The organism is Microtetraspora niveoalba (assembly GCF_001570405.1).
Taxonomy (GTDB): domain Bacteria; phylum Actinomycetota; class Actinomycetes; order Streptosporangiales; family Streptosporangiaceae; genus Microtetraspora; species Microtetraspora niveoalba.
Map to the genome: position 1 here is coordinate 1 of NZ_BBYM01000040.1, position 26,336 is coordinate 26,336.

The window sequence follows — 26,336 nt, forward strand, 5'->3', positions numbered from 1 at the left end:
GGCGGTGGTGGCGGCGATCCGCTCGACACGGGCGAGCAGGTCCCGGACGGCAGGCCGGGCCAACGCCGGGTCGGGCCAGTCACCCGCCCGGGCATCCACACACCCCGACTCACCATCAGGCAGAGCCTCCCGGTCCCCGCCCCCGCCGGGCTGCCCTGTTCGGTCTACGCCGGACTGAGCCTCCCGGCCCTGGTCCGGTCGCTCACCGTCCCGCTGACCGCCCCGACCGCCGCGCCGGACAGAGGTAACCGCCGGCGGCTCATCAGCGCTGGGACGGCGGCCCTGCCAGATGCCATCCCAGGCCGACAGACCACCATCGTCATCTTGCGGACACCGGGGCTCGTCCCGGTGCTCGTCGCGCTCGCGGGTTCCCGCCCCCGCCCCTGCGCCGGTCGTCCCGCCATCGAGCACTGCGGCACCGGTTCCCCGCTCTGGAGCACCCGACCCAACGGCATCCAGGCCTGAGGAACCGAGCGCGCTGGTAGCGGGGCCGGTCGGTGTTGACGGCCGCACTCCACGAGCCTGCCCCCGGCCTTCTACAGGCTCAGCGACGCCCATCAGCCGCCGTGCCCAGGACAACGCATCATCCCGCTCGCCACCATCAGACCTGGAAGTGCCGCCCGAGACCGGATCGAACAAGGACCAGCCCGGTGACGGCACACCGCCGCCCTGCCTACCGCTCTGCTTACCACCCGGCCTCTCGTCAGGCGGCAAGGCCGACCGCATGGAGTCGAAAGGGCCGACGTCGGGAGAAGTGATGTCGCCGGGAGTGCGGGCGGGTGGGGCCGGAACAGGCGTACGAGTGCGGGCGCGGGGGCGGGTGCGATCGAGCAGCACAGCACCGTAGGAGTCACCACGGAAAGGGCGGGACCCGACCAGCGGCATGTGCCGCCCCTGTGCACCCCATCGAGCGAAGACCGACGACGACCCGCATGAGCGCACAGAAGGCGAATCACCGGAAGGTGAACCATCCGATCGGCGTGACAGCAGCACTCCACCCGAAACCCTCACCCGGATGCGCCTCCCCTCACGCTCCGACGGTCGATCCTCGAAAAGGATATCGCTCACACGTTCGATCTGCAACTGAGAGTAGTCACACATGTACCTTTTGTAGATAGGCTCTCGCATGCTGTTTCGACGTCTTTCGTGAGCCGCCGAGCGGTAAGGGGTCACCACACCGTGACCAGGTTGCGCAGGTGAAGGTCGAGCCGCCGGGCCAGACAGGGCGGATCACGCATAGTCACCAGGCCGGACGGAGCGGATCGTGCGCAGTTGCCGGGCGCGTTCGAGCGGGTGTGCCACGGCAGGTGACAGAACGCTTCCACTCGGCGGGAGGCTCAGTCGGCCGGGCATCTCAGGCACGCACCGAGAGGATCAGCCGGCCGGGCGTCTCAGACACTCCGCAGAGGGCTCAGTCGGCTGGGCATCTCAGGCACGCACCGAGAGGATCAGCCGGCCGGATGTCTCAGACACTCCGCAGGGGGCCCAGTCGGCCGGGCGTCTCAAGCCCCCGCCAGGAGGATCAGCCAGCCGGGCGTCTCAGACACTCCGCAGAGGGCCCAGCCGTCCGGGCATCTCAAGCCCCCGCCAGGAGGATCAGCCGGCTGGGTGTCTCAGGCCATCCCGGTAGCGCTGAGGGCTCACGCCGCGTTCCCGCTTGAAGGCCGTGCTCAGCGCGAACGCGGTGCCGTACCCCACCTGCCGGGCCACCGCCTCCAGTGTCGCGTCCGTCTCACGCAGCAGGTCGGCCGCCTGCGCCAGCCGCAGCCCGGTCAGGTAGGCCATCGGCGGCTCGCCGACCAGTTTCCCGAACCGCTGCGCCAGTGCGGCGCGGGAGACCCCCGCCCGGCCCGCCAGCTCGGCGACCGTCCACGGATAGGCCGGTTCGGCGTGCAGCATCCGCAGCGCCGGCCCCACCACCGGGTCGCCGTGCGCCCGGTACCAGCCCGGGGCCCGCGCGTCCGGGCGGGAGAACCAGGTCCGCAGTACGGCGATCAGCAGCAGGTCCAGCAGGCGGTCGAGTACCACCTCCTGGCCCGGTTCGTCCTTGACGATCTCCCGGCCGAGCAGCGTGACCAGGGAGCCGTCCCAGGAGTCACCGCGCAGCACCAGCAGCGTGGGCAGCGCCGCCAGCAGCCGCTGGGTGACCGCGCCGCGCATCTGGTAGGTGCCGATGAGCATCACGGCCGAGCCGTCCGGGTCGTTTCCCCAGTTGCGCGTGCCGAGGTCCATCTCCGCCGACAGGCCGCGGCCGTCCGGTGTGGTGCAGACCTGCCCGGGATGGATCACGACCTGAGGCGCGGTCGCCGGGTCGTCGGCGACCGCGTAGTGGCCGGGCCCGCGCACGATGGCGACGTCGCCGGGGCCCACCCGTACGGGCCGGTCCCCGTCCGGGGTGATCCACGCCTGGTCGCGCACCATCGCGACCAGGCACAGCGGCGCCTCGTCCTGGATCCGCACCGACCAGGGCGGACTCAGTGTCGCCCGCAGCAGGAAGGCCCCCCGCGCCCGGGGGCCGTCGAGGAGATCGGCCAGCGCGTCCATGCCCAGATCGTAGACGGCCGCACATGGGGTCGAGCTTCTCGACGATGTCGCGCCGGTCCGTCCACCGGTTGACTGATCACCATGACGACGACAGCGAAGATCCTTGTGACGGGCGGGACGGGCAAGACCGGAAGGCGGGTCGCGCAGCGGCTGCGCGAAGTGGGAGTGCCGGTGCGCGTCGCCTCCCGTTCGGCCGCCGTCCCGTTCGACTGGGCCGACCGGTCGACCTGGACATCCGCCCTGCGGGGAGTCGAGGCCGCCTACCTGGCCTACGCGCCCGACCTGGCCGCGCCGGGCGCCCCCGAGACCATCGACGCGTTCACCCGGCAGGCCGCCCGCGCCGGGGTGCGCCGGCTGGTGCTGCTGTCCGGCCGCGGCGAGGAGGAGGCGCGCGCGTGCGAGCGGATCGTGCAGGATGCCGGCCCGGCCTGGACGGTCCTGCGCGCGAGCTGGTTCTGCCAGAACTTCAGCGAGGACTACCTTCTCGACCCGGTCCGCGGCGGCGTGGTCGTGCTGCCCACCGGGGACGTCCCCGAGCCGTTCGTGGACGCCGATGACATCGCCGACGTGGCCGTGGCCGCGCTCACCGGCGACGGCCATCACGGCCGGGTCTACGAGCTCACCGGACCCCGCGCGCTCACCTTCGGCCAGGCGATCGGCGAGATCGCGGCCGCCACCGGCCGTGAGATCCGCTTCATGCAGGTGCCGCTGCAGGCCTACACCGGCGAGCTGGCCCGCCAGGGTGTGCCGTCCGAGGTCGTGGAGCTGCTCGGGTACCTGTTCGGCACGGTGCTCGACGGCCGCAACGCCGTCCCCGCCGACGGGGTGCGGCAGGCGCTCGGCCGCGACCCCCGGGACTTCGCCGCCTACGCCCGTGCCACCGCCGCCACCGGCGCCTGGACCGCGACGGAAGCGTCGTGACGTACCTCGTGGCCGCCGTCCTGGCCGCCGTTTCCATGCTCATGACCGCCGGGATGGCGGGCACCTTCTTCGGGTTCTCGGTCGGTGTGATGCCGGGACTGAACGCGGCGCCGGCCTCCTCCGCGATCGACGCGATGAACGCCGTGAACGCCAAGATCCAGAATCCGGTGTTCCTGGCGGCGTTCGTCCTGGCCCCGGTCGCCGCCGCGGGGGCGGGCGCCCTGCTGCTGACCACACCTCACTCCGGCGCGGCCTGGCCGTTCTTCGCGGCGGCGGCGGTCTACACCGTCGGGGTGATCGTGGCCACGGCCGCGGTGAACGTGCCGATGAACAACGCCCTGGCCGCGGCGGTCCCCGGCGACCTGGCCGAGGCCGCCCGGATCTGGTCGGACTACTCAGCCCGGTGGACCACCTGGAACACCGGCCGGGCCGTGGCCGGCGCGGTGAGCCTGCTGCTGATGGGCTACGGCGCCTACCGCTGGGGCCGGGGCTCCTGAAAAGCGCATCGCTTCCCGGGGCCTCACCGGAGCATCCAGCAGGATCAGCCACATATAAGAACGAATTTCGGATTCCGGAAATCACAGACGGAGCGCCGGAAACCAAACAGACCGAAGCGCGAGACGGGACGAAAAAGGGCCGTGACCTCGCCATTTGACAGATCAGAACGGGCGCCGATGAAAAACGCACACATCATCGGTGAACGGTGTAACTAGACCCGGCACTCGCCCGTTCGCCATCCTCTCTGTAGCAATAAACAGGGAGATGGCGGCATATGGATGACTACGAGCTCTACTGCCTGGCCGATTCGTTGTTCTATGACACCCCCGACCAGAAAAATGCTGAATCAACAGGTTTTTCGGTATTGTCGAGAGCGGTGCCGGCGGGTTGGCTCCATCAGGCGACGGACACGTGGATGTACTACACGCCGGCCGATGTCGCCGCTCTCCCCGAGCAGGGGTGGAAGATCCACGTGTCCGCCCGGCTGGCCGACGCGGAACGCGCCGTGCGTACGGTCTGGGACTACTGCGTGGCCGGGAACGTGGCCTTCAAGTTCCTTCGGAGCGAGTCCGTGCTGGTCATGGGCAACTCCAAGGCCGCGTCCCGCTCGTCAAGCGGCAAGCTGGTCACCATCTACCCCCCGGACGAGACCCGGCTCGAGACCATCCTGACCGAGCTGGACGAGCTGCTGCGCGGGGTCGAGGGCCCGTACATCCTCAGCGACCTGCGGTACGGCGACGGCCCGCTCTACGTGCGGTACGGCGGCTTCGCCGAGCGGCGCTGCCTGGACACGAGCGGCGAGATGGTGCTCGCCATCGAGGACGGCGAGGGCCGGCTCGTCCCCGACGTGCGCGGGTCCACCTTCGCGGTCCCGCCGTGGGTCGAGCTGCCCGCGTTCCTCGAACCCCACCTGACCGCGCGCAACGCCGTCACGATGGAGGGCCTGCCGTACGAGGTCGAGAGCGTGCTGCACTTCTCCAACGGCGGAGGCGTCTATCTCGGCCGGGACAGGGCGAGCGGGCGGCACGTCGTGCTGAAGGAGGCGCGGCCGCACGCCGGGCTCGACGCGGCCGGGCGCGACGCGGTCACCCGCCTGGATCACGAGCGGGACATCCTGCTGCGGCTCGCGGGCCTGGACGCGGTGCCCGCCCTGCTCGACCACTTCACGGTCGGGGACCACCACTTCCTGGTCGAGGAGTTCGTCGACGGGAACCCGCTGCAGCGGCTCCTCGTCCACCGCTATCCGCTCACGCGGACCGATCTCGCGCCCGACGCGCTGTCCGCGTACACGGAGTGGGCGCTGGACACGCTGACCCGGGTGGAGCTGGCGGTCGCCTCGCTGCACGGGCGCGGGGTGGTGTTCGGCGACCTCCACCCGAACAACATCCTCGTCACGGACGAGGACCGGGTGGTCCTGATCGACTTCGAGGTGGCCACCTGGGCCGAGGACCGGGCCCGCCCGGCGCTCGGGCACCCGGCGTACGCCGCGCCGTCCGACCGGCTCGGCGTGGCGGGCGACGAGTACGCGCTGGCCTGTCTGCGGCTCGGCCTGTTCGCGCCGCAGACCACCATCATGGTGCCGATGCGTCCGGGCAAGGCGCGGCATCTGGCCCGGCTCGTCGCCGGCACGTTCCCCGTGCCCGCGGCGACCGTCGAGGACGCGGCCCGCACCATCGCGGGCGACCACGACATGGCGGAGCCGCCCGACCCCGGCCGGTGGCCGCCGATCCGCGACGCGCTGTGCCGTGCCGTGCTGGCCTCCGCCACCCCCGACCGGGACGACCGGCTCTTCCCGGGAGACGTGGCGCAGTTCCGTCCGGGCGGCGGGCTCGGCCTCGCGCACGGCGCGGCCGGGGTGCTGCACGCCCTGGCGGCGACGGGAGCGGGGCGGTTCCCCGACCACGAGGACTGGCTGCGCAAGCGCGCGGTCGCCCCCGAGCCCGGCAGCGCGCTCGGCTTCTACGACGGGCTGCACGGGGTCGCGCACGTCCTGGAGCGCCTCGGGCACCGCCAGGACGCCCTCGACGTCCTCGACATCTGCCTCGGGGAGAGGTGGGAGGGGCTCGGGCCGGGCCTGTACTCGGGCCTGGCCGGCATCGGCCTGAACCTGCTGCACCTCGGCGAGGCGACCGGCGAGGCCGCGCTCCTCGACAGGGCGCGCGAGGTGGTCGGCGTGTGCGCCGAACGGCTCGGCGGCCCCGGCGACGTGCCGGACGTCAGCGGCGGCGCGAACCCCCGCGCGGGGCTGATGTTCGGCTCCTCCGGCCCGGCGCTGCTCTTCCTGCACGCGTACGAGCGGACCGGCGACGCCGGGCTGCTGGACCTGGCCGGGACGGCGCTGCGCCAGGATCTGCGGCGCTGCGTGCGGGCGGCGGACGGCTCGCTCCAGGTCAACCAGGGCTGGCGCCACCTGCCCTACCTGGACGAGGGATCGGTCGGCATCGCCCTGGTCCTGGCCCGGTATCTCTCCCACCGCCCGGACGAGGACCTCGCCCGCTCCCTGGACGATCTGCTGGCGGTCACCCGGTCCGCGTACTTCGTGCAACCGGGCCTGTTCACCGGCCGCGCGGGGGTGATCGCGGCGCTCGCGATGACCAGACGCTCGGATCCCGGGCTCGCCGCGCAGATCCGGGGGCTGCTCTGGCACATGCTCCCGTACGGCGAGGGCGTGGCGTTCCCCGGCGACGGGCTGCTGCGGCTCTCGATGGACTTCTCCACAGGAACGGCCGGCGTCCTGTTCGCCCTGGGCGCCGCGCTGCACGAGGAACCGGTGTTCCTCCCCTTCAGCCAGCCGCCTGGCCAGCGGCTCCCGTCCCAGCGATCAGGAAAGGAGGTGTAGACGAATGGTTCTCCTCGATCTTCAGGGCATGGAGACCCCGGGTGGCGGTCACCACGGCGGCGGCAGCACGCTGACCGTGCTGACCTGCCAGTCCGGCCGCCCGAGCAACCTGAGCATCGCTCTGTGCCACTAGAAGTGCCACGCGAAGTGTCACGAGAAGTGTCACGAGAAGTGCCCCGAGAGATGCTGGTCATATGACGGCCGCCGTCACGGCGGCCACCTCCGGGCCCCGGGCGTCACGCCCGGGGCCCGGCCCCCCTCACGCACCCCGCGATCCCCGCCCCGGCCGTACGCACCCACGCGCATGACCCACGCGCGGAGCGCGCGGCGGCGGCCCATCTCAAGGACGTACACGCCGGACCGGACGGGCGTCGTGCCCGCTGAGCAGGCTCGATGAGGAGGACGGATGGAGGCGGCAGACCGGCTGGTGGTCCGGACGATCCGGCACGGCGGGCCGTGGCTGCTCGTCCTGGCCGTGGCCTCCGTGGGCGGCTCGATCCTCGAACTCGCCCTCCCGTACGTCGTCGGCCGGACCGTCGACGCGCTGGTAGCGGGCGGCCCCTCCGCCTCCCCCGCCGGGCCCGTCCCGGGGGCTTTCACCGGCCCGGTCGCGGGCTGCGCCCTCGTTCTCGCTGGAGTCGTCGTCTGCGACAGCCTCCAGGTGTGGGCGGCCGGCGCGTCCGGCGCGTCCGCGTCGGCGTGGCTGCGCCGCCGCCTCGTCGCGCACGTGCTCGGCGCCGGTCCCGCGATGACCCGCCGCTTCCCGGAAGGCGACCTCACGACCAGGCTGGGCATGAACGCCGAGGAGACCGGGCGTGCGCCCGAGGCCATCGTCACCGGCGCCTCCCTGCTGGTCCCCACGGTCGGCGGGCTGGTCGCCCTCGTCCTCATCGACCCGCTGCCCGCGGTCACCCTCGTCGCCGGGCTCGCGCTGATCGTGCTGGTCCTGCGCGCCTTCCTGCGGGACACGTCCGCGATCGTCGCCGCGTACCAGAGGGTGCAGGGCGACATCGCCGCCCGCCTGGTCGCCGCGCTGTCCGGCGCGCGCACGATCGCCGCCGCCGGGACGGCGGACGCGGAGATCGCACGGGTGCTCGCTCCGCTCCCCCGCCTGCGCGTGTACGGCATGGGCCTGTGGCGGGCGAACGCGCGCGCGGGCGTGCGGACCGGCGTCGTGGTGCCGCTGCTGGAGGTGGCGGTGCTCGTCGTCGGAGGGCTGCGGCTCGCCGGAGGCGATCTCACCGTCGGCGAGCTGTACGCGACGGCACGGTACGCGGTGCTCGGCGCCGGGCTCGGCTCGGCCCTCGGATATGTGGGGCGGCTGGCCCGGGCGCGGGCGGCGGCCGGACGCGTCGGCGAGCTCTCGCGTGAGCCCCGGCGCGCGTACGGGCGGCGCGAGCTGCCGCCCGGCCCGGGGAGGCTGGAGTTCCGGGGCGTCTCCGGAGCCGGGCTGCACGGTGTGGACGTCGTCATCCCGGGCGGCGCGGCGATCGCGGTGGTCGGCAGGTCCGGCTCCGGCAAGTCGGCGCTCGCCGCGCTCGCGGGGCGGCTCGCCGACCCGGCCGAGGGCGTCGTCCTCCTCGACGGCGTGCCGATGCCCGACCTCTCCCGTACGGCGCTGCGCCGGGCGGTCGGCCACGCGTTCGACCGGCCGGTCCTGGTGGGCGACACGGTCGGCGACGCGATCGGCCTCGGGACTCCCGCCCCCGCTCGGGCCTCCGAGACGGCCTCCGGCCGGGCCGTCGTCGCGGCGGCGGCGCGGGCGGCGTGCGCCGACGCGTTCGTACGGCGGCTTCCCGGGGGCTACGCGACACCGCTCGCGCAGGCCCCGATGTCCGGCGGCGAGCGGCAGCGGATCGGGCTGGCCCGCGCCTTCGCCCAGGCGGCCCGCGTGCTGGTCCTGGACGACGCGACCTCCAGCCTGGACACCCTCACCGAACGCCGGGTCGCCGCCGCGCTGGCCGGGGAACTGCGCGGACGGACCAGGATCCTGACGACCCACCGGGCGACGACGGCGGCCCGGGCGGACGCCGTGCTCTGGCTGGAGGACGGGCGGCTGCGCGGCTACGACCGCCACGAGGCGCTGTGGGCCGCGCACCCCGGCTATCGGGCCGTTTTCCGGACCGACGTGCCGGCGGAGACGGCGGCCGAGGGGTGGGCATGATCTGGCGGGCGGTGACGCGGGAGCCTCGTCGGCTGGCACGGCTGGCGGGATGGTCTCTCGCGGAGACGCTGCCCTCCTTCCTGATCGGGCACGCGATCGCCCGGGCGATCGAGGACGGCTTCGCGGCGGGCAGGCCGGTGACGGGGCTGGTCTGGCTCGGGCTGCTCGGCGGCGCGTGGCTGGTGGCGGCGGTCGGGGCGCGGCAGTCCGTGCTGGCCGTCGCCGCGATCGCCGAGCCGTTCCGCGACGACCTGCTGTCCCGGGTGGTCGGCGGCACGCTGCGCACGGCCACGACGCCTCCCTGGCGGTCCGGCGCGGAGTCGGTCGCCCGCTCCACCCTCCAGGTCGAGCTGGCCAGGGACGCCTTCGCCGCCGTGATCACGGTGGTGCGCTCGTTCGCGTTCACCGTCGTGAGCGTCGTCCTGGGCATGGTCACGCTCATGCCGGCCATGCTGCCGCTGGTGCTGCCGCCGTTCGCGGCCGGGCTGGCGCTCTTCCTGCTGTCGCTGCCCGCCATGGCGCGCAGGCAGCGGGCCTTCCTCATCGCCGACGAGCGCCTGGCGGAGTCGGTCGCGTCCATGGCGGGCGGCCTGCGTGACATCGTCGCCTGCGGCGCCGAGGTGCGGATCGCCGCCGAGGTCGGCGGCCGGATCGCGGCGCAGGCGGACGCGGCGCGGGCGGTCGCCCGCGTGATGGCCCTGCGCACGGTGTCGCTGGGCGTGGCGGGGTGGCTGCCCGTCCTGCTCGTGCTCGCGTACGGCCCCGGGCTCGGCGCGAGCGCCGGAGCGGTCGTCGGCACGCTCGCCTACGTCGTCCAGTCGCTCGGGCCGGCGCTGGGCGGGCTCGTCGAGGGGCTCGGCGTCAGCGGGGTGCGGCTGATGGCGTCCGTCGCCAGGATCCGCGAGACGGCCCCCACCCAGGAACCCGCCCAGGAACCCGCTCAAGAACCCGCCCGGGAAACCGCGCCGGAACCCGCACCCGCGCACGGAGCCGCGCCTGACCTGGCTTCCACCGCGCGATCCGCCCCCGTCCAGAACCCCCCGGCACACCGCCCCGCCCCCACCACCGGATCGGCGCCGGGACGTGTCCGGCCGCGCGCGAACCGGGTCGAGCTGCGCGGCGTGACGTTCGCGTACGGGCCGGGGGCGGCGCCGGTGGTGTCCGGCCTGGACCTGAGCCTGCCCGAGGACGCCCACCTCGCCGTGGTGGGGCCGAGCGGGCTCGGCAAGTCCACGCTCGCGGCCCTGGTCACCGGCCTGCTCGCCCCGTCCTCGGGAGAGATCACGATCGGCGGTGTACGCGCCCGGGACGTCGCCCCGGCCGCCCGCGTGCTGATCCCCCAGGAGGCGTACGTCTTCCACGGGACGCTCGGGGAGAACCTCACCTACCTCGCCCCCGCCTCCCCCGACGCCGTATGGAAAGCGATCGACGAGGTGGGGATGACGGAGCTGGCGTGTCGCCTCGGGGGGCGGCACGCCGAGGTCGACCCCGCGGCCCTGTCGGCGGGCGAGCGCCAGCTCATCGCGCTGACCAGGGCCTATCTGGCGCCGGCCCGCCTGGTGATCCTGGACGAGGCGACCTGCCATCTCGACCCGGCGGCGGAGGCGCGGGCCGAGGCGGCGTTCGCCCGGCGCGGGGGCGCTCTCGTCGTCGTCGCGCACCGGCTCACCTCGGCGCTGCGGGCCCGGCACGTGCTGCTCATGGACGGCACGCGGGTACGGCTCGGCACCCATGACGAGCTGCTCGCCGTCTCACCGCTCTACCGCGATCTGATCGGCCAGTGGACCCCCGACGTGAAGCAGGTGTCATGAGATATCCCTATGTGGAGCGCCAGGCTGTCGTCGACCGGCTGCACGGCGTCGCCGTACCGGACCCCTACCGCCGGCTCGAGGACCCGGCCGACCCCGAGACGCGGAGGTGGCTGGCCGCGCAGGACGACCTCTGGCGCGCGCACGCGGCCACGCTGCCCGGCCGGGCCCGGCTGTACACGCGGCTGGCCGAGCTGGCGGACGCGGGCACGGTCACCGCGCCGCTGTGGCGGGGCGAGCGGGCGTTCTTCCTGCGCCGTACGGCGGGGCAGGAGCACGCGGCGCTGCACGTCACCGGGCCCGGCCCGGCCGAGCAGCTGCTCCTCGACCCGTCGGTGATCGACCCCACCGGCCTGACCACGCTCGACGCGTGGCAGCCCGACCCGGACGGCGGCCTCCTGGCGTACCAGATCTCGCGCAGCGGGGACGAGCGGTCCGAGCTGTACGTCATGGACGTGCGGACGCGCCGCGTCTTGGACGGCCCGATCGGCCCCTGCCGGTACTCCCCCGTCGCGTGGCTGCCGGGAGGGGCGGGGTTCTTCTACGTGCGGACCGAGCCGCGCGGGGTCTTCCTGCACCGTGCCGGCGTCCCGGACGTCCCGGTCCTCAGCCGGGAGGGGGTCGCCTCGTACGGGCTGGAGATCAGCGGGGACGGCCGCTGGCTGGTCGTCTCCGCGATGCGGGGACCGGGCAACGACCTGTGGCTGGCCGACCTGGCCGGGAGCCGTCCCGAGGAGCCGGACCTGCGGGTCGTGCAGGAGGGCGTGGACGCGAGGACCGCGCTCACCGTCGCCCGCGACGGCCGGATGTACGTGGTCACCGACCGGGACGCGCCCCGCGTCCGGTTGTGCGTGGGCGACCCGGCGCGGCCGGACGTGTGGAAGGACCTGGTCCCGGCCGACACCGATGCGGTCCTCGCGGACTTCGCGATCCTCGACGGGCTCGACAGGCTCGACGGGACCGGGCGGGGCTCCGGCCTGCTGCTCGTCACCCGGGTCAGGCAGGCGATCGGCGAGATCGGCGTCCACGACCTCGGCACCGGGGAGCGGCTCGGCTCGGTGCCGCTGCCCGGCGCGGGATCCGTCGGCCCGCTGTCCGTACGGCACGGCCGCGAGGCGTGGTTCACCTACACCGACCAGGTCACGCCGCCGGAGGTGTGGCGTTTCGACGGCCGCAAGGGCGAGACCGCGCCCTGGCCCGGCCCCGCCGCCCCGCCGCGAAGGGTCCGTACCGGTGACGGGGAGCCCCGGATCGAGAGCCACCGGCTGCACTGCGTGTCGGCCGACGGGACGCGGGTGCCGATGCTCGTCGTCGCGCGCGCCGGCCTGCACGGGCCGCGGCCCGCGATCCTGTACGGCTACGGCGGGTTCGGGGTCGCGCTGACGCCCGCGTACGCCGCCGACACCCTCGCGTGGACCGAGGCGGGCGGCGTGGTCGCGGTCGCCATGGTGCGCGGCGGCGGCGAGGAGGGCGAGGAGTGGCACCGCGCGGGGATGCTCGACCGCAAGCAGAACACCTTCGACGACTTCGTCGCGGCGGCGGAGAAGCTGATCGCCGACGGCTGGACGACCCCGGACCGGCTCGGGATCTGGGGCGAGTCCAACGGCGGCCTGCTGGTGGGCGCCGTCCTGACCCAGCGCCCCGAGCTGTTCGCCGCCGCGGTCTGCTCGGCCCCGCTCCTCGACATGGTCCGCTATGAGCACTCAGGTCTCGGCGCGGCGTGGCGGGGCGAGTACGGCTCGGCCGCGGATCCGGAGCACTTCCGCTGCCTGCTGGGCTATTCGCCGTACCACCGGGTGCGCGAGGGGGTGGACTATCCGGCCACGCTGTTCACCGTCTCCGGCGGGGACACCCGCGTGGACCCCGCGCACGCGCGCAAGATGTGCGCCGCCCTCCAGTGGGCCACCGGGGGCGAGCGGCCCGTCCTGCTGCGCCACGAGGGCGACGTGGGTCACGGGGCCCGGGCGACCAGCCGGTCCACGGCCCTCGCCGCCGACACCCTCGCCTTCCTCGCCGCCCACACCGGGCTGTTCGCCCAAGAAGGCTAGTGCCCTGAGCCGCTGAAGCCCCATTCCACTCGCCGGAACACGTCGCGGGTCAGTCGGTCGCGAGCCATTCGCTTGACCGCGACGACCTCGGGGGCGTCGGATCGTGTTCCGGGCCGGCTCTCACCCGTCGTCCCGGTGACCCTGCGGGTGGCGGGGGCGCCTGGTGTCGACGTTGCCGGTCAAGGTGTTGAGGATGCCGGGGAGCTCCGCCACCGTTTCGGCGGGCAGGCCGGTCACGGTCTCCTCCGCCAGAGCGCACCACAGCCCCTTGACCTGGTCGGCCAGCGCCTTGCCGCTGTCGGTGAGTTCGACGATGCTGGCGCGCTTGTCGGAGGGGGCGGGCTTGCGGCGGATGTGACCGCTGGCTTCGAGCTTGCGGGTCATGAGCGTGACGCTGGGCGGCTCGCAGCCGAGCGCCTCGCTGAGCTGCGCCTGGATCATCGGGCCGGTCCGGTCGAGTTCGAGCAGGAGTGCCTCCTGGCCGGGGTGCAGGCCGAGCGGGGCCAGCAGCGCCGCGGCTCTGGCCCGGTGGCGCAGGCTCAGGAGGCGGATGGCCTGGTTGAGGGCGTCGGCTCGCTCGAAGTCCATGGGCTCTCCTTGACAGATTGGTTATGCGCATAACATTATCCGCATAACCAATTCTACATGGCATCGAGGGAGCCGACATGACCGCGACGTTCGCCGTCATCCCCTGCTGCGACAGACACTGCGCACGCGCTCGCGCAGGCCGTCGCCGAGAGCGCCGCCTCGGCGGGGGCCGAGGACCTGGCGTGGGCCGAGACGTTCGCGGGCGACCGGAACGCCCGCGGAGTCACGGCCGTGACAACCTCCCGCATGGCGTCGGCGGCGGGCCGGCGAGGAGGAAGAACTCATGACGAGCACCGGTACCGCGACTCGGCGGGCCACGCCGCAGACCGGCCCCGCCTGGCTGGTCCTGTCGCTGGCGTGCGCCTGCCAGTTCATGGTGATCCTGGACGCGTCCATCGTTAACGTCGCCCTGCCCGCGGTCAGCGAGGACCTCGGCTTCACGCCCACCGGCCTGGCCTGGGTGGTGAACGGCTACCTGCTCACCTTCGCCGGCTTCATGCTGCTGGGCGGCCGCGCCGCAGACCTGTTCGGCCCCCGCCGGATGCTGGCCGCCGGACTGTTGTTGTTCTCCGCCGCGAGTCTGGCCGGCGGCCTGGCGACCGCTCCCGAGGTCCTGGTGGCGGCCCGCGTCGCGCAGGGCATCGGAGCCGCCATGCTGGCCCCGGCGACACTGTCCGTGATCAACACCTCCTTCATGGAGCCGAACGCGCGCGCCAGGGCGTTCGGCGCGTGGTCCGCCTCGGGCGGCGTGGGCGGGATGGTCGGCGCGGTCGCGGGCGGCGCCATCACCACCGGCCTTTCGTGGCGGTGGGTCTTCCTGATCAACGTGCCGATCGGCGCGGTGCTGATCGCGGTGGCCATGATGTCGCTGGCCGCCACGCGGACCGGCCGGCGGGAATCGCTCGACCTCACCGGCGCGGCCTCGGGAACGGCGGGGCTGGCCGCGCTGATCTACGGAGTCATGCAGAGCGCCGACCATGGCTGGTCGTCCGGGCCGGTCGCCGGGCCGGTGGCGGCGGGCCTGCTCCTGCTCGTCGTCTTCATCGTGGTGGAGGCGCGTTTCGCCGACCGGCCGATGGTGCCGCTACGGCTGTTCAGGATCCGGGGGGTGGCCGTCGGCAACGCCATGCTGCTGCTGTTCGGCGGGATCTCCATCGCTATGTGGTACTTCACGTCGCTCTTCCTGCAGAACGTACTCGGGTTCAGCGCGCTTCAGGCCGGGCTCGGGCAGACACCCGCGGCGGTGATGTTCATGCTGATCGCGCGATGGGCCGCCGCCCTGCTGCCGCGGACCGGGGTGCGCCCGCTGGTGCTGGCCGGCAGCGCCTGTTTCCTGGGCGGCTTCGGCTGGCTCGCCCAGGCCCACGCCGACAGCGGCTACGTCACCGGCGTGCTCGGGCCCACCCTGCTCATCGCGGCCGGCATCGGGCTGACCTTCCCCACCCTCATGGCCGCGGCGACCGCCGACGTTCCCGAGTCCGACGCGGGCACCGTCGGCGGCCTGGCCCAGACCGCCAATCAGGTGGGCGGATCGGTGGGCCTGGCCGTACTCGCGACGGCCGCCGGCGCCAGAGCCGGGACGGGCGCCGGCGGGAGCTCCCCGGCCGCCCTCGCCGCCGGCTACGACCTGGTCTTCCTCATGGCGGCCGGGCTCGGCCTGGCCATCGCGGTGGTCAGCGTGCTGCTGCCCCGCCGCCGGCGCGGCTGACCCGCCCGCCCAGCCGCGTATCCACTCCCCGCAACCTCACGTCCGCGTACGACCTCACGTGACACCGAGAGTTCCTCCGGTGAACCGAAGAAGAAGGAAACACCTATGACCAGCGCATTCGACCCGATCACCGTCGGCGGCACACGACTCGCCAACCGGATAGCCATGGCGCCGATGACCCGCAGCCGCGCCCACGGTGGGCTGGTGACGGAACTGACCGCGGAGTACTACGCGCAGCGCGCCTCCGCGGGACTGATCATCACGGAGGGCACTCAGCCGTCGGTGACGGGCCAGGGGTATCCGTTCACCCCCGGCCTGCACTCCGGCGAGCAGGTCGCCGCCTGGCGCAAAGTGACCGACGCGGTGCACGCCGAGGGCGGCAAGATCTTCGCGCAACTGTTGCACACCGGCCGGATCGGCCACCCCTCGCTGCTGCCCGACGGCCTGGTCCCGGTCGCGCCGTCGCCGGTCGCCGCGCGGGGACAGGTGTTCACCCCCGAGGGCATGAAGGACTTCGTCACCCCACGCGAGCTGAAGGCGACCGAGATCGAGCAGACCGTCGCCGACTACGCGAGCGCCGCCCGCAACGCCATCGAGGCGGGCTTCGACGGTGTGGAACTGCACGGCGCCAACGGCTATCTGATCCACCAGTTCCTCGCCCCCAACACCAACCGGCGCACCGACGGCTGGGGCGGCTCGGTCGAGGGGCGCATCCGGTTCGCCGTGGAGGTCGTCTCGGCGGTCGCCTCCGCGATCGGCGCCGCCCGCACCGGCCTGCGGCTGTCACCCGGAACGACGAACAACGACATCCACGAACCCGACCCGCACCCCGTCTACCAGGCGCTCGTGGAGCGGACGGCCGCCCTGGACCTGGCGTATCTGCACGTCATGGAGGCCGGCCACCGGGATCTGACGCACACCATGCGGCGGCGATTCCCCGGCGCCTTCATCCTCAACCCGCACACCGGAACCCGCCCGACCGGTCCTGAGGAACTCGCGCTGATCCACGACGGGACCGCGGACCTGATCGCTTTCGGGCAGCTCTTCCTCGCCAACCCCGACCTGCCCCGCCGCCTGGCGACCGGCGCCCCTCTCAACACCGCGGACCCGGCCACCTTCTACGGCGGCGACGCGGCCGGCTACACCGACTACCCGGCGCTGCCCGCCTGACCACCACGCGGGCTCCTCGCGCCGAGTGGCGGGGACCTGTCGCAGGTGGTCGGCCCAGAGGGGATCGAGAGGGCCGCGGGGTTCGGCCGGGGATTCGGCCGGGGATTCGGCCGGGGATTCGGCCGGGGGTTCGGCCGCACCGGGCGGTTCAGGCCGTGGCGGCCGGCCGTTCCGGGGGCGCGCTCACCCGGCCACCGGCCAGAAGTTCGGTGAGGTGGGCGGCGAGGGCGTCGACCGTCGGGCGGTCCCAGGTCAGCGTCGGCTCGACCAGCAGGCCGACGGTCTCTTCGATGTCGACGCACAGGCCGAGCGCGTGGATCGACTCCCACCCGTAGGCGCGGAGCTTGACCCCCGGATCGATCTCGGCGGGAGACCGTTCGAGGTAGTGGGCCACCCGCTCGGTCAGCCACCGGCGCACATCATTGCCGGAACGGTCGGAACGGTCGGAACGGTCGGGGTGGTCGGGGTGGTCGGACACGGCTCTCCCTGATCGGTTCTCCGGCATTCACGGAACGGTTTCCAGCAGGTCGTGCAGCGCGGGGTCCACCTCGGCGTGCAGCGGCGTGAGGCTCCCGCCGAGGAACAGGTCCCTCATGTGACGGCGGCGGAGCTTGCCGCTGGTGGTCTGCCGCACCACGCCACGGGCCACCAGCAGCAGGCTCAGCGGGACGGCGAACTCCCTCGACACCAGATCCATGACCTGCTCGGCCGTCTCACCGAGGTACGCCGAGCCTCCTCGGCGTACCTCCTGGACGAGGACGACGTGTTCCCCGCCGTCGGAGCGGCGGACGCCGAAGGCGGCGCTCCGGCCGGCGACGGGGTTCGCCCGGGACGCCGCCTCCTCCAGATCCTGCGGATAGAGGTTGCGGCCGTTGACGACGATGACGTCCTTGATCCGCCCTGTCACATAGAGCTGCCCGTCCAGGAGGAACCCCAGGTCGCCCGTGCGCAACCAGCGGCCCCCGCCCGCGCGGAAGGTGGCCCGGGTCTCCTCGGGGCGACCCCGGTACCCGAGGGCCACGCTCGGGCCCGCCACCCAGATCTCCCCGATCCCGCCGTCGGGCACGGGGACGCAGCCGTCCGGGTCGACGATCCGCAGGTCGAGCCCGGCGGCCGGGCCGCACGCCACCAGGGGAACTCCTGCGGGGTCGGGAATCGCCTCGTGCCGTTCCAGCGCGGAGGGGTCGAACCCGCGTACGGTCACGTCCTGCCCTCGCGGCACGCAGCTGACCATCAGGGTGCACTCCGCGAGGCCGTAACCGGGATTCCACGTGGTCGGGCGGAAGCCGGCGGGCGCGAATCTGCGCTCGAAGCCGGCGAGCGTGGCGGCTTTGATCGGCTCGGCTCCGCTGAGGGCCATGGCCAGGGTGGACAGGTCGAGGCCGGCGAGTTGCTCGTCGGTGACCCGGCGGGTGCACCAGGAGTATCCGAAGTCTGGAGAAACGGTCCAGTCCGCGCCGTACCGGCTGATCAGTTCCAGCCAGCGCACAGGCCGCGCGACGAACGCGTTCGGCGACATGAACACGAGGTCGGCGCCCGTGTGGAGCGCTTGCAGTTGGAGGCCGACCAGGCCCATGTCGTGGTAGTGGGGCAGCCATCCGGCCAGCCGTCGTGGCGGTTTCCCCGCCGCGAGGGCCCGGAACAACCCCAGGTTGTGCAGCAGGTTGCCGTGCGAGACCTCGACACCGCGAGGTTCGCTCGTCGAACCGGAGGTGTACTGCAGGTACGCGACGGTGTCACCGCCCAGGGCCGGCGGGGCCCAGGCGCCGGGATCGGCGGAGGGAACGACGACGCGGGCCCCGAGGTCGGAGAGTCCGGACGCGTGCGCGGCATCGGTCAGGACCAGGCCGGCGCCCGCGTCGCGCAGCAATGCCCGCACACGCCTCATGTGAGGGGCGCCCGCGTCCGGCAGCGGCGCGGGGATCGCCGGCACCCGGGCGTAGAGGCAGCCGAGGAACGCGACGGTGAAGTCGAGCCCGGCCGGATAGAGCAGCAACGCCGGCTGGTCGGTCACGCCGAGTCCGGTGAGCCACACGGCGACGGCACGGGCTCGCCGATCCAGCTCGGTGAAAGTGAGCCGGATCGGCTCACCGTTGTCCTGGACGAAGACCATCTGCCGCTCGGCGCTGAGGCGGCCCCGGATGTGCGCCACGAAATCGGTCATTCCGGCAGCCCCTCGCGCACGTACCACGAGACCAGCCGGTCGAGGACCTCGGCGGTGACGGCCGGCGGCGCCGCCAGGTCGCGCCAGGCGAAGTCATAACGGTGGCGGAAGTAGGTCGCGGTGTATTTGGCCCGCATGTTGACCACCGCCTCGAACCGGTTGAAGGGCACGTCCCGGATCTGCTCCGGCGTGGCCGGGACGAGCTCGATCGGCAGCCGGGCGTTGACCACCTCGAACAGATCGCGTACGGGGACGGTCCGCCCGTTCACCACGTGGAGGATCGGACGGTCGAGATCCGCGGCGGCGAGCGAAAGCAGTCTGGAGACCGTCGTGTCGATGGGGGTCAGGTGGAGATCGGCGTCCGGATGGCAGGGCAGGCGGACCCGTTCGCCGGGGTTGCGCCGGGCGAAGAAGGCCATCACCCGGAGGAAGTCGTACAGGCCGTAGTCGGTGAGCGCGCGGCCGGTGCGGGAGTGGCCGACCATCACGCCCAGCCTGGCCACCAGAACGGCGCCCTCGCCGGCCGACCGCGACGATGCCAGCGCGATCTCCGCTTCACGTTTGGAGTACTCGTAGAAGTTCCGGAACCTGTCCGGCGAAGCGGGCACGGGCCAGTCCTCGGGCACCGGGCCTTCCGTGTCGAGCCCGCACTGGTAGGCCGTGCCGATGTGGATGTAGCGCGACCCAGGACGGGCCCGCCGCTCGTAGGTGGCCAGGGCGTTCGCGGAACCCGCCACGTTCACGTCCAGCAGTTCCGCCTCGCGGCGGGGGAAGAAGGTGACGAGCGCCGCGGTGTGCCAGTAGGTGCAGGGCTCGGCGAAGACCTCGGCCACCGGAAGGCCGAGGTCCGGCTCGTCCAGCGCCAGCCGGCGCACCCGGAGCCGGTGCGCCGGAGACTCGTCGAAGCCGAGGCAGCGCAGCGCGTCCGCGACCCGGCGGCGCACCACCTCCGCGGAGGCGCGGGCCAGGGCGATCACCTCGTCGCCCCGGGCCAGCAGGGCGCCGATCAGATGGGAACCCACGAACCCGTTGGCTCCGTCGACCACCTGAACATTCACCGCAGAACCTTCCCATCGGAGGTAACGGAACGTAAAGTATCAGCCACATTCCGTGGTCGAAACTCAGGAGAGTTCATGCTCAATGACCTGCAGCTGCGCAAGATGGCCCATCTCTTCGCACTCCTGGACGTGGACGACGACCGGGTCATCGACAAGATGGACTACACCGCCTCGGCCGACCGGCTGGTGAACGCGTTCGGCTTCGCGCCGGGCTCGGCCGAGTCGCGGCGGGTCCGGGAGCGGTACGCGAGGCTGTGGGACGAGGTGACGCTCCCCATGGACATCGACGGAGACGAACGCGTCGATCTCACCGAGTTCACCGCCGGGTTCGACCAGTTCGTCACGCAGCCCGACGAGGGCTACCGCAGGCATGTCGCGCCGGTCGCCGACGCGTTCTACGACCTGATGGACACCGACGGGGACGGACGGATCACCCGGACCGAGTACCTCCGTATGGCCGGAAGCGCGTTCCGGATGTCGGAGGCGAACAGCCTCTCCGCGTTCGAGCGTCTCGACCTGGACGGCAACGGCTCGCTGAGCAGGCAGGAACTGCACATCGCGAACGAGCAGTTCTTCCGCAGCCCCGACCCGGACGCCCACGGCAACTGGCTGTTCGGCCCGCTCCCGCCGCGGGGCTGAACCGCCGGGACGCTCCGGTCCGTACGGCGCGGCCCCGCCGTACGGGCCGGGATGTACGGGCCGGGACGTCAGCGGGGGTCGGCGGCGCCGCCGGCGGCGGACCGTCCGGTCAGGGACGGGTAGCGGACCCTCGCGAGGTCGCCGCCCGTCTCCGGCCACAGCCAGCCGTGCTCCAGCGAGATCCTGATCGCCTCGACGCGGGTGCGGGCGCCGACCTTCGGGAGAATGCGGCACAGGTAGTTCCGTACGGTGCCGGGCGAGAGATAGAGCCGGTCGGCGATCTCGGTCACCGTGGATCCCTCGGCGGCGACCTGGAGCACGTCCAGTTCGCGCGAGGTGAGCGGGTTCTCCGGGGCGTTGAGCGCGGCGAGGGCCAGTTCCGGGTCGATCACCCGTTCCCCGCGGGCCACCCTGCGTACGCAGTCGACGAACTGCTGGGCCGAGGCGTCCTTGACCATGAAGCCGCTCGCCTTCGCCCCGAGCGCCCGACGCAGCGCCGCGGGGGTGCCGCGGCCGGTGAGGATCACGGTTCTGCATTCGGGCATCCGTTCGTGCAGCTCGGACGCGGCCGTCAGGCCGTCCACGCAGGGGAGGTGGATGTCGATGAGCGCGACGTCGGGACGGCTCTCGCGGGCCAGCGCGACGATCTCGCCGCCCTGGCCGGTCTCGGCGACGACCTCCAGGTCGTCCTCCTTGGAGAGCAACGCCACGAGGGCCGATCGGACGAGGTGCATGTTCTCCGCTAGCAGTAGACGGATCAAGCCCGTTCTCCTTATGCGCCTTCGCGAGGTCGGTTGCACGCGTTTTCTCCCCCCGGCCCGCACAGCTTTGCCGGCCCTCCGGGGGCCACCCCCACTCCTTTCGGAAATATAGCGTTACCGTATGCCAGGGCATTGAAATATCGCGATCTAGCCGGATTGTTTCTCCAGCCCCACCAAGATCAGACGCTGGGACGCTCGCACCGGTTTACCGGTGGATGGGACCATTCCCGCACATCGGCGCCACCGTGACCCGTTGATCCACGCCACCATCCAACAGACTCGGACAATTCACACTCAATTCCACAAACCACAGAGAGCGGGATATATCTGCGTTTATGCCGCTATTTCAGCGGCAATTTGGAACTCCAGAGCGCGTGTCCCCCGCGTGAATTCCGCCCGGCGCAATACGACCACCGGGCCCTCGCGCGGCCCCGTACGAACCCGCGAGGGCCCGGTGATCGGCCCTTCTCCGCACCGTGCCGGCCGAGCCGGACGCCGCCCGCGCGGCGCCTTCGCCGCGGCCGTCCGGGCCTTCCCCGCCACGATCCGCGGCGGCTCGGCCGCGCGCTCTCTCAGCCGGGGGTGACCGTCGTCCAGGTGGACGGGCGGGCCGAGCAGGGGGTGCCGTCGTGCAGCATGAGGCGGCCCGCTCCGGGCTCGACCACGATCGTGGCCAGGGACGCCCAGCGCGTCCCGAGCCGTCCGTCGGCGGGCGCGTGGCAGCAGACCTCCGCGCCGTCGCCCGGGTGGGCGGTGAGCAGCGCGGCGAGGTCGCCCGCGTCGTCGAAGGGGTGTCCGTCCCGGATCCTCCCGGCGAGCAGGCGTTCCCGGTCGTACGTCTCCGGCTCGGCCCTCCCCCGGAACTCGCCCTCCGCGAGCGCCGGGGCGACGAAGTGGTTGGTGTGCACGAGCCAGCCCGCACCATCGGAGCCGCCGACACCGTCGGAGCCGCCCTGATCGTCCGAGCCGTGCGGGCCCTCCGGGGTGACCGGGCCCGGCGGGATCACGGCGGCGCCCGCCGGGCTCAGCTCGACGCACGCCGCCCGGTCCGCCGTCACGACGGTCACGACGGTGGAGGCGGACACCGGCGCGGCGGTCAGGATGGCGACCGCCTCCGCGTACGACCGCGCGCCGCCGAGGACCCTGCGCGCGACGAGGTGCACCGGCACGCCGTCGGCGCCGTCGTCCACGTGTCCGAGGATGTTGAACAGCACGCCGACCCCGGCCTCGTTGAGGCCGATCTTCGCCAGGATGCCGTGCTCGGTGATGCCGGTGAAGGCCACCTCGTCGCCGCGTACGGTCTGGACGTGCCAGCCGTCGGCCAGCTCCTCGTGCCAGTCCCACGTCTGTCCGCCGAGGGTGCGGTCGCCGACGCGCACCACGGTCGAGCACTCCCCCGCGCGCGGCGTCCCCGCCACGGCGAGGATCTCGGTGCGCGCGTTGAGCGCGGCGGCGACCCACAGCGGCACGCCCGCGCCGTCGGCGACGCCCTCGATCTCGGCGGCCAGCTCGGGCGCCCACGCGCGCGTGGCCGCGAGGGTCCGCAGAGCGAGCGCCGGCACGTCGAGCGTCACGCCCCGGGCCGCCGCGGCGACCTCGAAGAGCTGCGAGTACGTGCGCCACCCCCGCGCGATCTCGGGGGCGAGCCTCCGCCCGCGCTCGTGCCCGCGTCGCCTCGGGTCGGTCTCCTCGACCAGCAGGTGCGTACGGGAGGTCACGCCTCCACCTCCCGGACGTCCGCGTCGCCGGAGAGCCGGGGCCGCCATCCCGGCCTGGGCGCGCTGTCGCGCAACAGCACGGTGTAGGGGTGTCGCGGATGGTCGAGCACCTGGTCGGTGCTCCCCCGTTCGACGATCCGGCCCTGCCGCATGACGACGACCTCCTCGCTCACCTGCCGGACGACGGACAGGTCATGGGTGATGAACAGGTATGTGAGCCGGCGGTCCCGCCGGATCTCGGCCAGCAGGTTGAGGACCTGCGCCTGCACGGACACGTCCAGCGCGGCGACGGCCTCGTCCAGGACGATGACGCGCGGCTCCGCGGCGAGGGCCCGCGCGATGGCGACCCGCTGCTGCTGGCCGCCGCTGAGCTCGCCGGGCAGCGCCCGCGCGTGCGCGGGCCGCAGGCCGACCTGGCCGAGGAGCTCCTCGATCCGGCGGCGCGCCTCGGCCCCGGTGACCCGGTGGTGGACGGCCAGGACCTCCCCGATGGCCGCCTCGACGGTGCGGCGGCGGTTCAGCGAGCCGTTCGGGTCCTGGAAGACCATCTGGATGTCGCGGGCACGGGCCCGCCGCTCGGCACGACGCGGCCGCCGTGCCACGGGACGGCCGGCCAGGACGACGTCTCCGCTGTCCGCGCTTTCGAGCCCGACCAGGACGCGGGCGAGGGTGGTCTTGCCCGAGCCCGACTCGCCGACGACGGCGAGGCAGCTCCCGTCGGCGACGGTGAGGCTGACGTCGTCGAGCGCGTGGACGGTGCGGCGGGAGCCGCCCCGGCCGACGTCGAACCGTTTGCACAGCCCGCTGATCTCGATGACGTTCTCCGCGGTGGCGTTCACGCCCGCACCTCCGTTTCACCTTCGCCGCCCGGCGTGCCCGCGGGTGCACCCGCCAGCTCGGCGGCGAGCTCTCCGGCACGCAGGCAGCGGGTGGCGCGTCCGGCGTCGTGGACCAGCGCGGGTTCGTCCCGCTCGCACCGCGGCTCCGCCCACGGGCAGCGGGCCGCGAACGCGCAGCCTCCCTCCACCTCGTACGCGGCGACGGGCCGGCCGGGGATGACGGGAAGCTCCACCGCCCTCGCGGTGATGCTCGGCCGCGAGTCGAGCAGCAGCCGCGTGTACGGGTGCCGCGGGGCGGCGTGGAGCTGCTCGGGCGTGGCGATCTCGACGATCTCCCCCGCGTACATCACGGCGATCCGGTCGCAGACGGCGGACGCGAGTTCGAGGTCGTGGGTGACGAAGAGCATGGCCATCCCGTGCTCGCGGCGCTGCCGGTCGAGGATCGCCATGACCTCGGACTGGGTGGTGACGTCGAGCGCCGTGGTGGGCTCGTCGGCGAGCAGCAGCCGGGGCGTGCTCGCCACCGCGGCGGCGATGACGACGCGCTGCAGCATCCCGCCGGAGAGCTGGTGCGGATAGGACGCCATGCAGCGGTCCACATCCGTGATCCCGACCCGCGCGAGGAGGTCGCGCGCCCGGCGGGTGGCCTCCTCGGCGCTCTCACCGCGCGCGTCCCGGAGCCCTTCGACGAGGTAGCGGGAGACGCGGAGCACCGGGTTCAACGCGGCCCGCGGGTTCTGGCTGATCATCGTGACGGCTTCGGCGCGCACCCGGCGCAGCGCGGCGGCGCCGAGCGTCCGCACGTCCTCGCCGTCGAGCAGCACCCGCCCGGTCACCCGGGCGCCGGCCGGCTCGGTGCGCAGGACGGTGCGCAGCGTCATCGACTTGCCCGACCCGGACTCGCCGACGAGGCCGAGGGCCTCGCCGGGGGCGAGGGACAGCGAGACGCCCCGCAGGAGTGACCGGTCGCCGCGCCTGGAGGGCAGGTCGAGACGGACGTCGTCGAGTTCGAGGACGTTCACGCCCGGCCACCCGCCTTCCGGCCGCCGAGCCGCTCACCGATCACGCTGAACGCGGCGACGGCGACGACGATGCACACGCCGGCCAGCACGCTCTGCTCCGGGTGGCCCTGGAGCAGCGAGTCCTTCCCCTGCGACACCATCAGCCCCCAGTCGGCGGTCGGGGGCTGGACGCCGAGGCCGAGGAACGACAACGCGGCGAGGTCGATCATCGCGTACCCGAAGTTGATCGCGGCGCCGGTGAGGATCTGCGGCGCGATGTTGGGCAGGATGTGCCGCACGCTGACGACGAGCCCGGACAACCCCTGCAACTCCGCCGCCTGGACGTACGCGAGCCGCCGTTCGCGCAGGGCGACGCTGCGCAGCACGCGGGCGGTGTAGGGGACGTACGCGACGGCGAGGGCGACGGTGGCCTGCCCGAGACCGGTCCCGAACACCGCGACGGCGAGGATCGCCAGCAGCAGGTTCGGGAAGGCGAACAGCAGGTCGAGCACCCGGCCGACGAGCGCGTCGACGTACCTGCCGAACCAGGCGGCGACGAGCGCGAGCAGCGCGCCGCCCGTCCCGGCGAGCAGCACGACGACGGCGGCGCCGAGCAGGCTGGTCCGCGCGCCGTACAGCAGGCGGGCGAGCAGGTCGCGGCCGGACTGGTCGGTGCCGAGCAGGTGCTCGGCGCTCGGGCCCTGGTAGCGCTCGAGGACGCTGCCCACGGCCGGGTCGTGGGATGTGATCAACGGGGCGCACAGCGCGGCCACCGTGATCAGCGCGACGACCGCGAGCGCGGCGATGCCCAGCGGGCCGAGCCGCTCGGCCAGGTCGCCGCCGCGCCGCCGTACGGCCGGGCGTGCGAGGGTCTGCGCGGTCACGCGCTCTCACCTCCGAGTTGGACGCGCGGGTCGATCACCGCGTAGAGGATGTCGATCACCAGGTTGACCACCCCGAAGACCGCGACCAGCAGGAGCGCGACCGCCTGTACGACGGCGAAGTCCTTCTGCTGGACCGAGTTGATGAGCATGGCTCCGACGCCGTCGAGGGTGAAGGCGTGCTCGACGACGGCGGCCCCGGCGACGAGGGCGGCGATGTTCACGCCGACGATCGTGGTGACGGGCAGCATGGCGTTCCGGAGGATGTGCCGGCGCGCCACGACCCGCCACGGGACGCCGCGCGCCAGCGCGACGGAGACGTGCTCGGCCTCGCGTTCCTCCACAACGGCGGTGCGGGTGATGCGGGCGACCACCGCGGCGGCCGGGAGCGCGAGCGCCACGGCGGGCAGCGTCAGGTGTTCGACGCGGCCCGCGAACCCGGATCCGGCCCCGAAGACGGGGAACCAGCCGAGCGTCACGGAGAAGACGCTCATGAGCAGGACGGCGGCGAAGAACGTGGGGACGGCGAAGCCGACGCTCGACCCGAGCAGCACGCCGGTGTCGAACGCCCCGCCCCGCAGCCCGGCGAGCGCTCCGGCCACGACGCCGAAGACCACGATCAGCACGGCGGCGTACAGGGTCAGCCAGAGGGTCGTCGGGATGCGGGACGCCAGGAGCGAGGCGACGTCCTGGCGGGTGGTGAGCGACTCGCCGAGGTCGCCGGTGAGCACGCCGCCGAGCCAGTTCCAGTAGCGGATCAGGAACGGGTCGTCCAGGCCGTACTGCGCCCGGATGGAGGCGAGGACCTCGGGGCTGACGGTCCGTCCCTGGACGAGGAAACTCTCGGGCGTGCCGGGTGCGGCGTACATCGCCGAGAAGACGAGGAAGCTGGAGATGAGGAGGGTGGCGGCCAGCGCGCCGAGCCGCCGGAGTACGAAGCGCAGCAACAACGCCTCCGATCAGGAGGTGGGGGGCGCGTCGCCGCGC

Annotated in this window: 22 protein-coding genes; 11 read left to right on the forward strand and 11 right to left on the reverse strand. The window is 73.2% G+C overall.

Translation table 11 applies throughout. The features are described from left to right. The first annotated feature begins 324 nt into the window (after positions 1-324). On the forward strand, positions 325-465 hold the full coding sequence (locus AWQ70_RS39420; protein ID WP_157530662.1) for a hypothetical protein: 141 nt from the start codon (positions 325-327) through the stop codon (positions 463-465). A 1,131-nt stretch (positions 466-1,596) separates the two neighbouring features. On the opposite strand, the gene AWQ70_RS31455 is transcribed toward AWQ70_RS39420, so the two are convergent. Continuing rightward, complete coding sequence (locus AWQ70_RS31455; protein WP_067184288.1) at positions 1,597-2,544, reverse strand: AraC family transcriptional regulator; 948 nt, start codon at positions 2,542-2,544, stop codon at positions 1,597-1,599. Positions 2,545-2,625: 81 nt separating this feature from the next. Here AWQ70_RS31455 and AWQ70_RS31460 point away from each other — a divergent pair, with 81 nt between their 5' ends. The 7 genes from AWQ70_RS31460 (at position 2,626) to AWQ70_RS31485 (ending at position 12,822) form a co-directional block, all read left to right on the forward strand. After that, positions 2,626-3,465, forward strand: coding sequence for an NAD(P)H-binding protein (locus AWQ70_RS31460; RefSeq protein ID WP_067184291.1), 840 nt, complete (start codon positions 2,626-2,628; stop codon positions 3,463-3,465). Then, on the forward strand, positions 3,462-3,962 hold the full coding sequence (locus AWQ70_RS31465; RefSeq protein ID WP_157530664.1) for an anthrone oxygenase family protein: 501 nt from the start codon (positions 3,462-3,464) through the stop codon (positions 3,960-3,962). Before AWQ70_RS31460 ends, AWQ70_RS31465 begins: the two co-directional genes overlap by 4 nt. Before the next feature lie 275 nt (positions 3,963-4,237). Continuing rightward, positions 4,238-6,802 (forward strand): class III lanthionine synthetase LanKC, encoded by a 2,565-nt coding sequence (gene lanKC / locus AWQ70_RS31470; protein ID WP_067184295.1) that lies wholly within the window; start codon positions 4,238-4,240, stop codon positions 6,800-6,802. Positions 6,803-6,806: 4 nt separating this feature from the next. Beyond that, on the forward strand, positions 6,807-6,935 hold the full coding sequence (locus AWQ70_RS39425) for a SapB/AmfS family lanthipeptide (protein ID WP_157530666.1): 129 nt from the start codon (positions 6,807-6,809) through the stop codon (positions 6,933-6,935). A 273-nt stretch (positions 6,936-7,208) separates the two neighbouring features. Continuing rightward, positions 7,209-8,966, forward strand: coding sequence for an ATP-binding cassette domain-containing protein (locus AWQ70_RS31475; RefSeq protein ID WP_067184298.1), 1,758 nt, complete (start codon positions 7,209-7,211; stop codon positions 8,964-8,966). Then, positions 8,963-10,777, forward strand: coding sequence for an ATP-binding cassette domain-containing protein (locus AWQ70_RS31480; protein WP_067184442.1), 1,815 nt, complete (start codon positions 8,963-8,965; stop codon positions 10,775-10,777). Before AWQ70_RS31475 ends, AWQ70_RS31480 begins: the two co-directional genes overlap by 4 nt. After that, positions 10,774-12,822, forward strand: coding sequence for a prolyl oligopeptidase family serine peptidase (locus tag AWQ70_RS31485; protein ID WP_067184302.1), 2,049 nt, complete (start codon positions 10,774-10,776; stop codon positions 12,820-12,822). The genes AWQ70_RS31480 and AWQ70_RS31485 overlap by 4 nt, the downstream gene beginning before the upstream one ends. A 120-nt stretch (positions 12,823-12,942) precedes the next feature. On the opposite strand, the gene AWQ70_RS31490 is transcribed toward AWQ70_RS31485, so the two are convergent. Then, positions 12,943-13,410, reverse strand: coding sequence for a MarR family winged helix-turn-helix transcriptional regulator (locus tag AWQ70_RS31490; protein ID WP_067184306.1), 468 nt, complete (start codon positions 13,408-13,410; stop codon positions 12,943-12,945). A gap of 283 nt (positions 13,411-13,693) precedes the next feature. Between AWQ70_RS31490 and AWQ70_RS31495 the strand changes: the two genes are divergently transcribed. Further along, a complete protein-coding gene (locus AWQ70_RS31495; RefSeq protein WP_067184310.1) occupies positions 13,694-15,118 on the forward strand; it encodes an MFS transporter in 1,425 nt (474 codons plus the stop codon). Positions 15,119-15,223: 105 nt separating this feature from the next. Then, a complete protein-coding gene (locus AWQ70_RS31500) occupies positions 15,224-16,288 on the forward strand; it encodes an alkene reductase (protein ID WP_067184313.1) in 1,065 nt (354 codons plus the stop codon). 148 nt (positions 16,289-16,436) lie between these two features. On the opposite strand, the gene AWQ70_RS31505 is transcribed toward AWQ70_RS31500, so the two are convergent. Genes AWQ70_RS31505 through AWQ70_RS31515 form a run of 3 tightly spaced genes read right to left on the reverse strand, consistent with a single transcriptional unit; the run spans position 16,437 to position 19,510 of the window. After that, positions 16,437-16,766 (reverse strand): acyl carrier protein, encoded by a 330-nt coding sequence (locus tag AWQ70_RS31505; protein ID WP_067184316.1) that lies wholly within the window; start codon positions 16,764-16,766, stop codon positions 16,437-16,439. A gap of 27 nt (positions 16,767-16,793) precedes the next feature. Further along, positions 16,794-18,452: a fatty acyl-AMP ligase gene (locus AWQ70_RS31510; RefSeq protein WP_067184318.1), complete on the reverse strand. Its 1,659-nt coding sequence runs from the start codon at positions 18,450-18,452 to the stop codon at positions 16,794-16,796. Beyond that, positions 18,449-19,510 (reverse strand): SDR family oxidoreductase, encoded by a 1,062-nt coding sequence (locus AWQ70_RS31515; RefSeq protein ID WP_084518022.1) that lies wholly within the window; start codon positions 19,508-19,510, stop codon positions 18,449-18,451. The genes AWQ70_RS31510 and AWQ70_RS31515 overlap by 4 nt, the downstream gene beginning before the upstream one ends. A 75-nt stretch (positions 19,511-19,585) precedes the next feature. Here AWQ70_RS31515 and AWQ70_RS31520 point away from each other — a divergent pair, with 75 nt between their 5' ends. After that, positions 19,586-20,149: an EF-hand domain-containing protein gene (locus AWQ70_RS31520; protein ID WP_084518023.1), complete on the forward strand. Its 564-nt coding sequence runs from the start codon at positions 19,586-19,588 to the stop codon at positions 20,147-20,149. Positions 20,150-20,217: 68 nt separating this feature from the next. Here AWQ70_RS31520 and AWQ70_RS31525 read toward each other — a convergent pair whose 3' ends face one another. The 6 genes from AWQ70_RS31525 to AWQ70_RS31550 form a co-directional block, all read right to left on the reverse strand. Then, entirely contained in the window at positions 20,218-20,910 is a 693-nt protein-coding gene (locus tag AWQ70_RS31525) for a response regulator transcription factor (RefSeq protein ID WP_067184324.1), read from the reverse strand. Positions 20,911-21,482: 572 nt separating this feature from the next. Beyond that, the gene (locus tag AWQ70_RS31530; protein ID WP_067184327.1) at positions 21,483-22,628 is read right to left on the reverse strand and encodes a C45 family autoproteolytic acyltransferase/hydrolase; all 1,146 of its coding nucleotides are present in this window, start codon (positions 22,626-22,628) and stop codon (positions 21,483-21,485) included. Continuing rightward, the gene (locus AWQ70_RS31535; protein ID WP_067184331.1) at positions 22,625-23,467 is read right to left on the reverse strand and encodes an ATP-binding cassette domain-containing protein; all 843 of its coding nucleotides are present in this window, start codon (positions 23,465-23,467) and stop codon (positions 22,625-22,627) included. The genes AWQ70_RS31530 and AWQ70_RS31535 overlap by 4 nt, the downstream gene beginning before the upstream one ends. Then, entirely contained in the window at positions 23,464-24,489 is a 1,026-nt protein-coding gene (locus AWQ70_RS31540; RefSeq protein ID WP_067184335.1) for an ABC transporter ATP-binding protein, read from the reverse strand. Before AWQ70_RS31540 ends, AWQ70_RS31535 begins: the two co-directional genes overlap by 4 nt. Then, the gene (locus tag AWQ70_RS31545; RefSeq protein ID WP_084518025.1) at positions 24,486-25,352 is read right to left on the reverse strand and encodes an ABC transporter permease; all 867 of its coding nucleotides are present in this window, start codon (positions 25,350-25,352) and stop codon (positions 24,486-24,488) included. Before AWQ70_RS31545 ends, AWQ70_RS31540 begins: the two co-directional genes overlap by 4 nt. Further along, the gene (locus AWQ70_RS31550) at positions 25,349-26,296 is read right to left on the reverse strand and encodes an ABC transporter permease (protein WP_218004732.1); all 948 of its coding nucleotides are present in this window, start codon (positions 26,294-26,296) and stop codon (positions 25,349-25,351) included. Before AWQ70_RS31550 ends, AWQ70_RS31545 begins: the two co-directional genes overlap by 4 nt. Positions 26,297-26,336 lie beyond the last annotated feature (40 nt).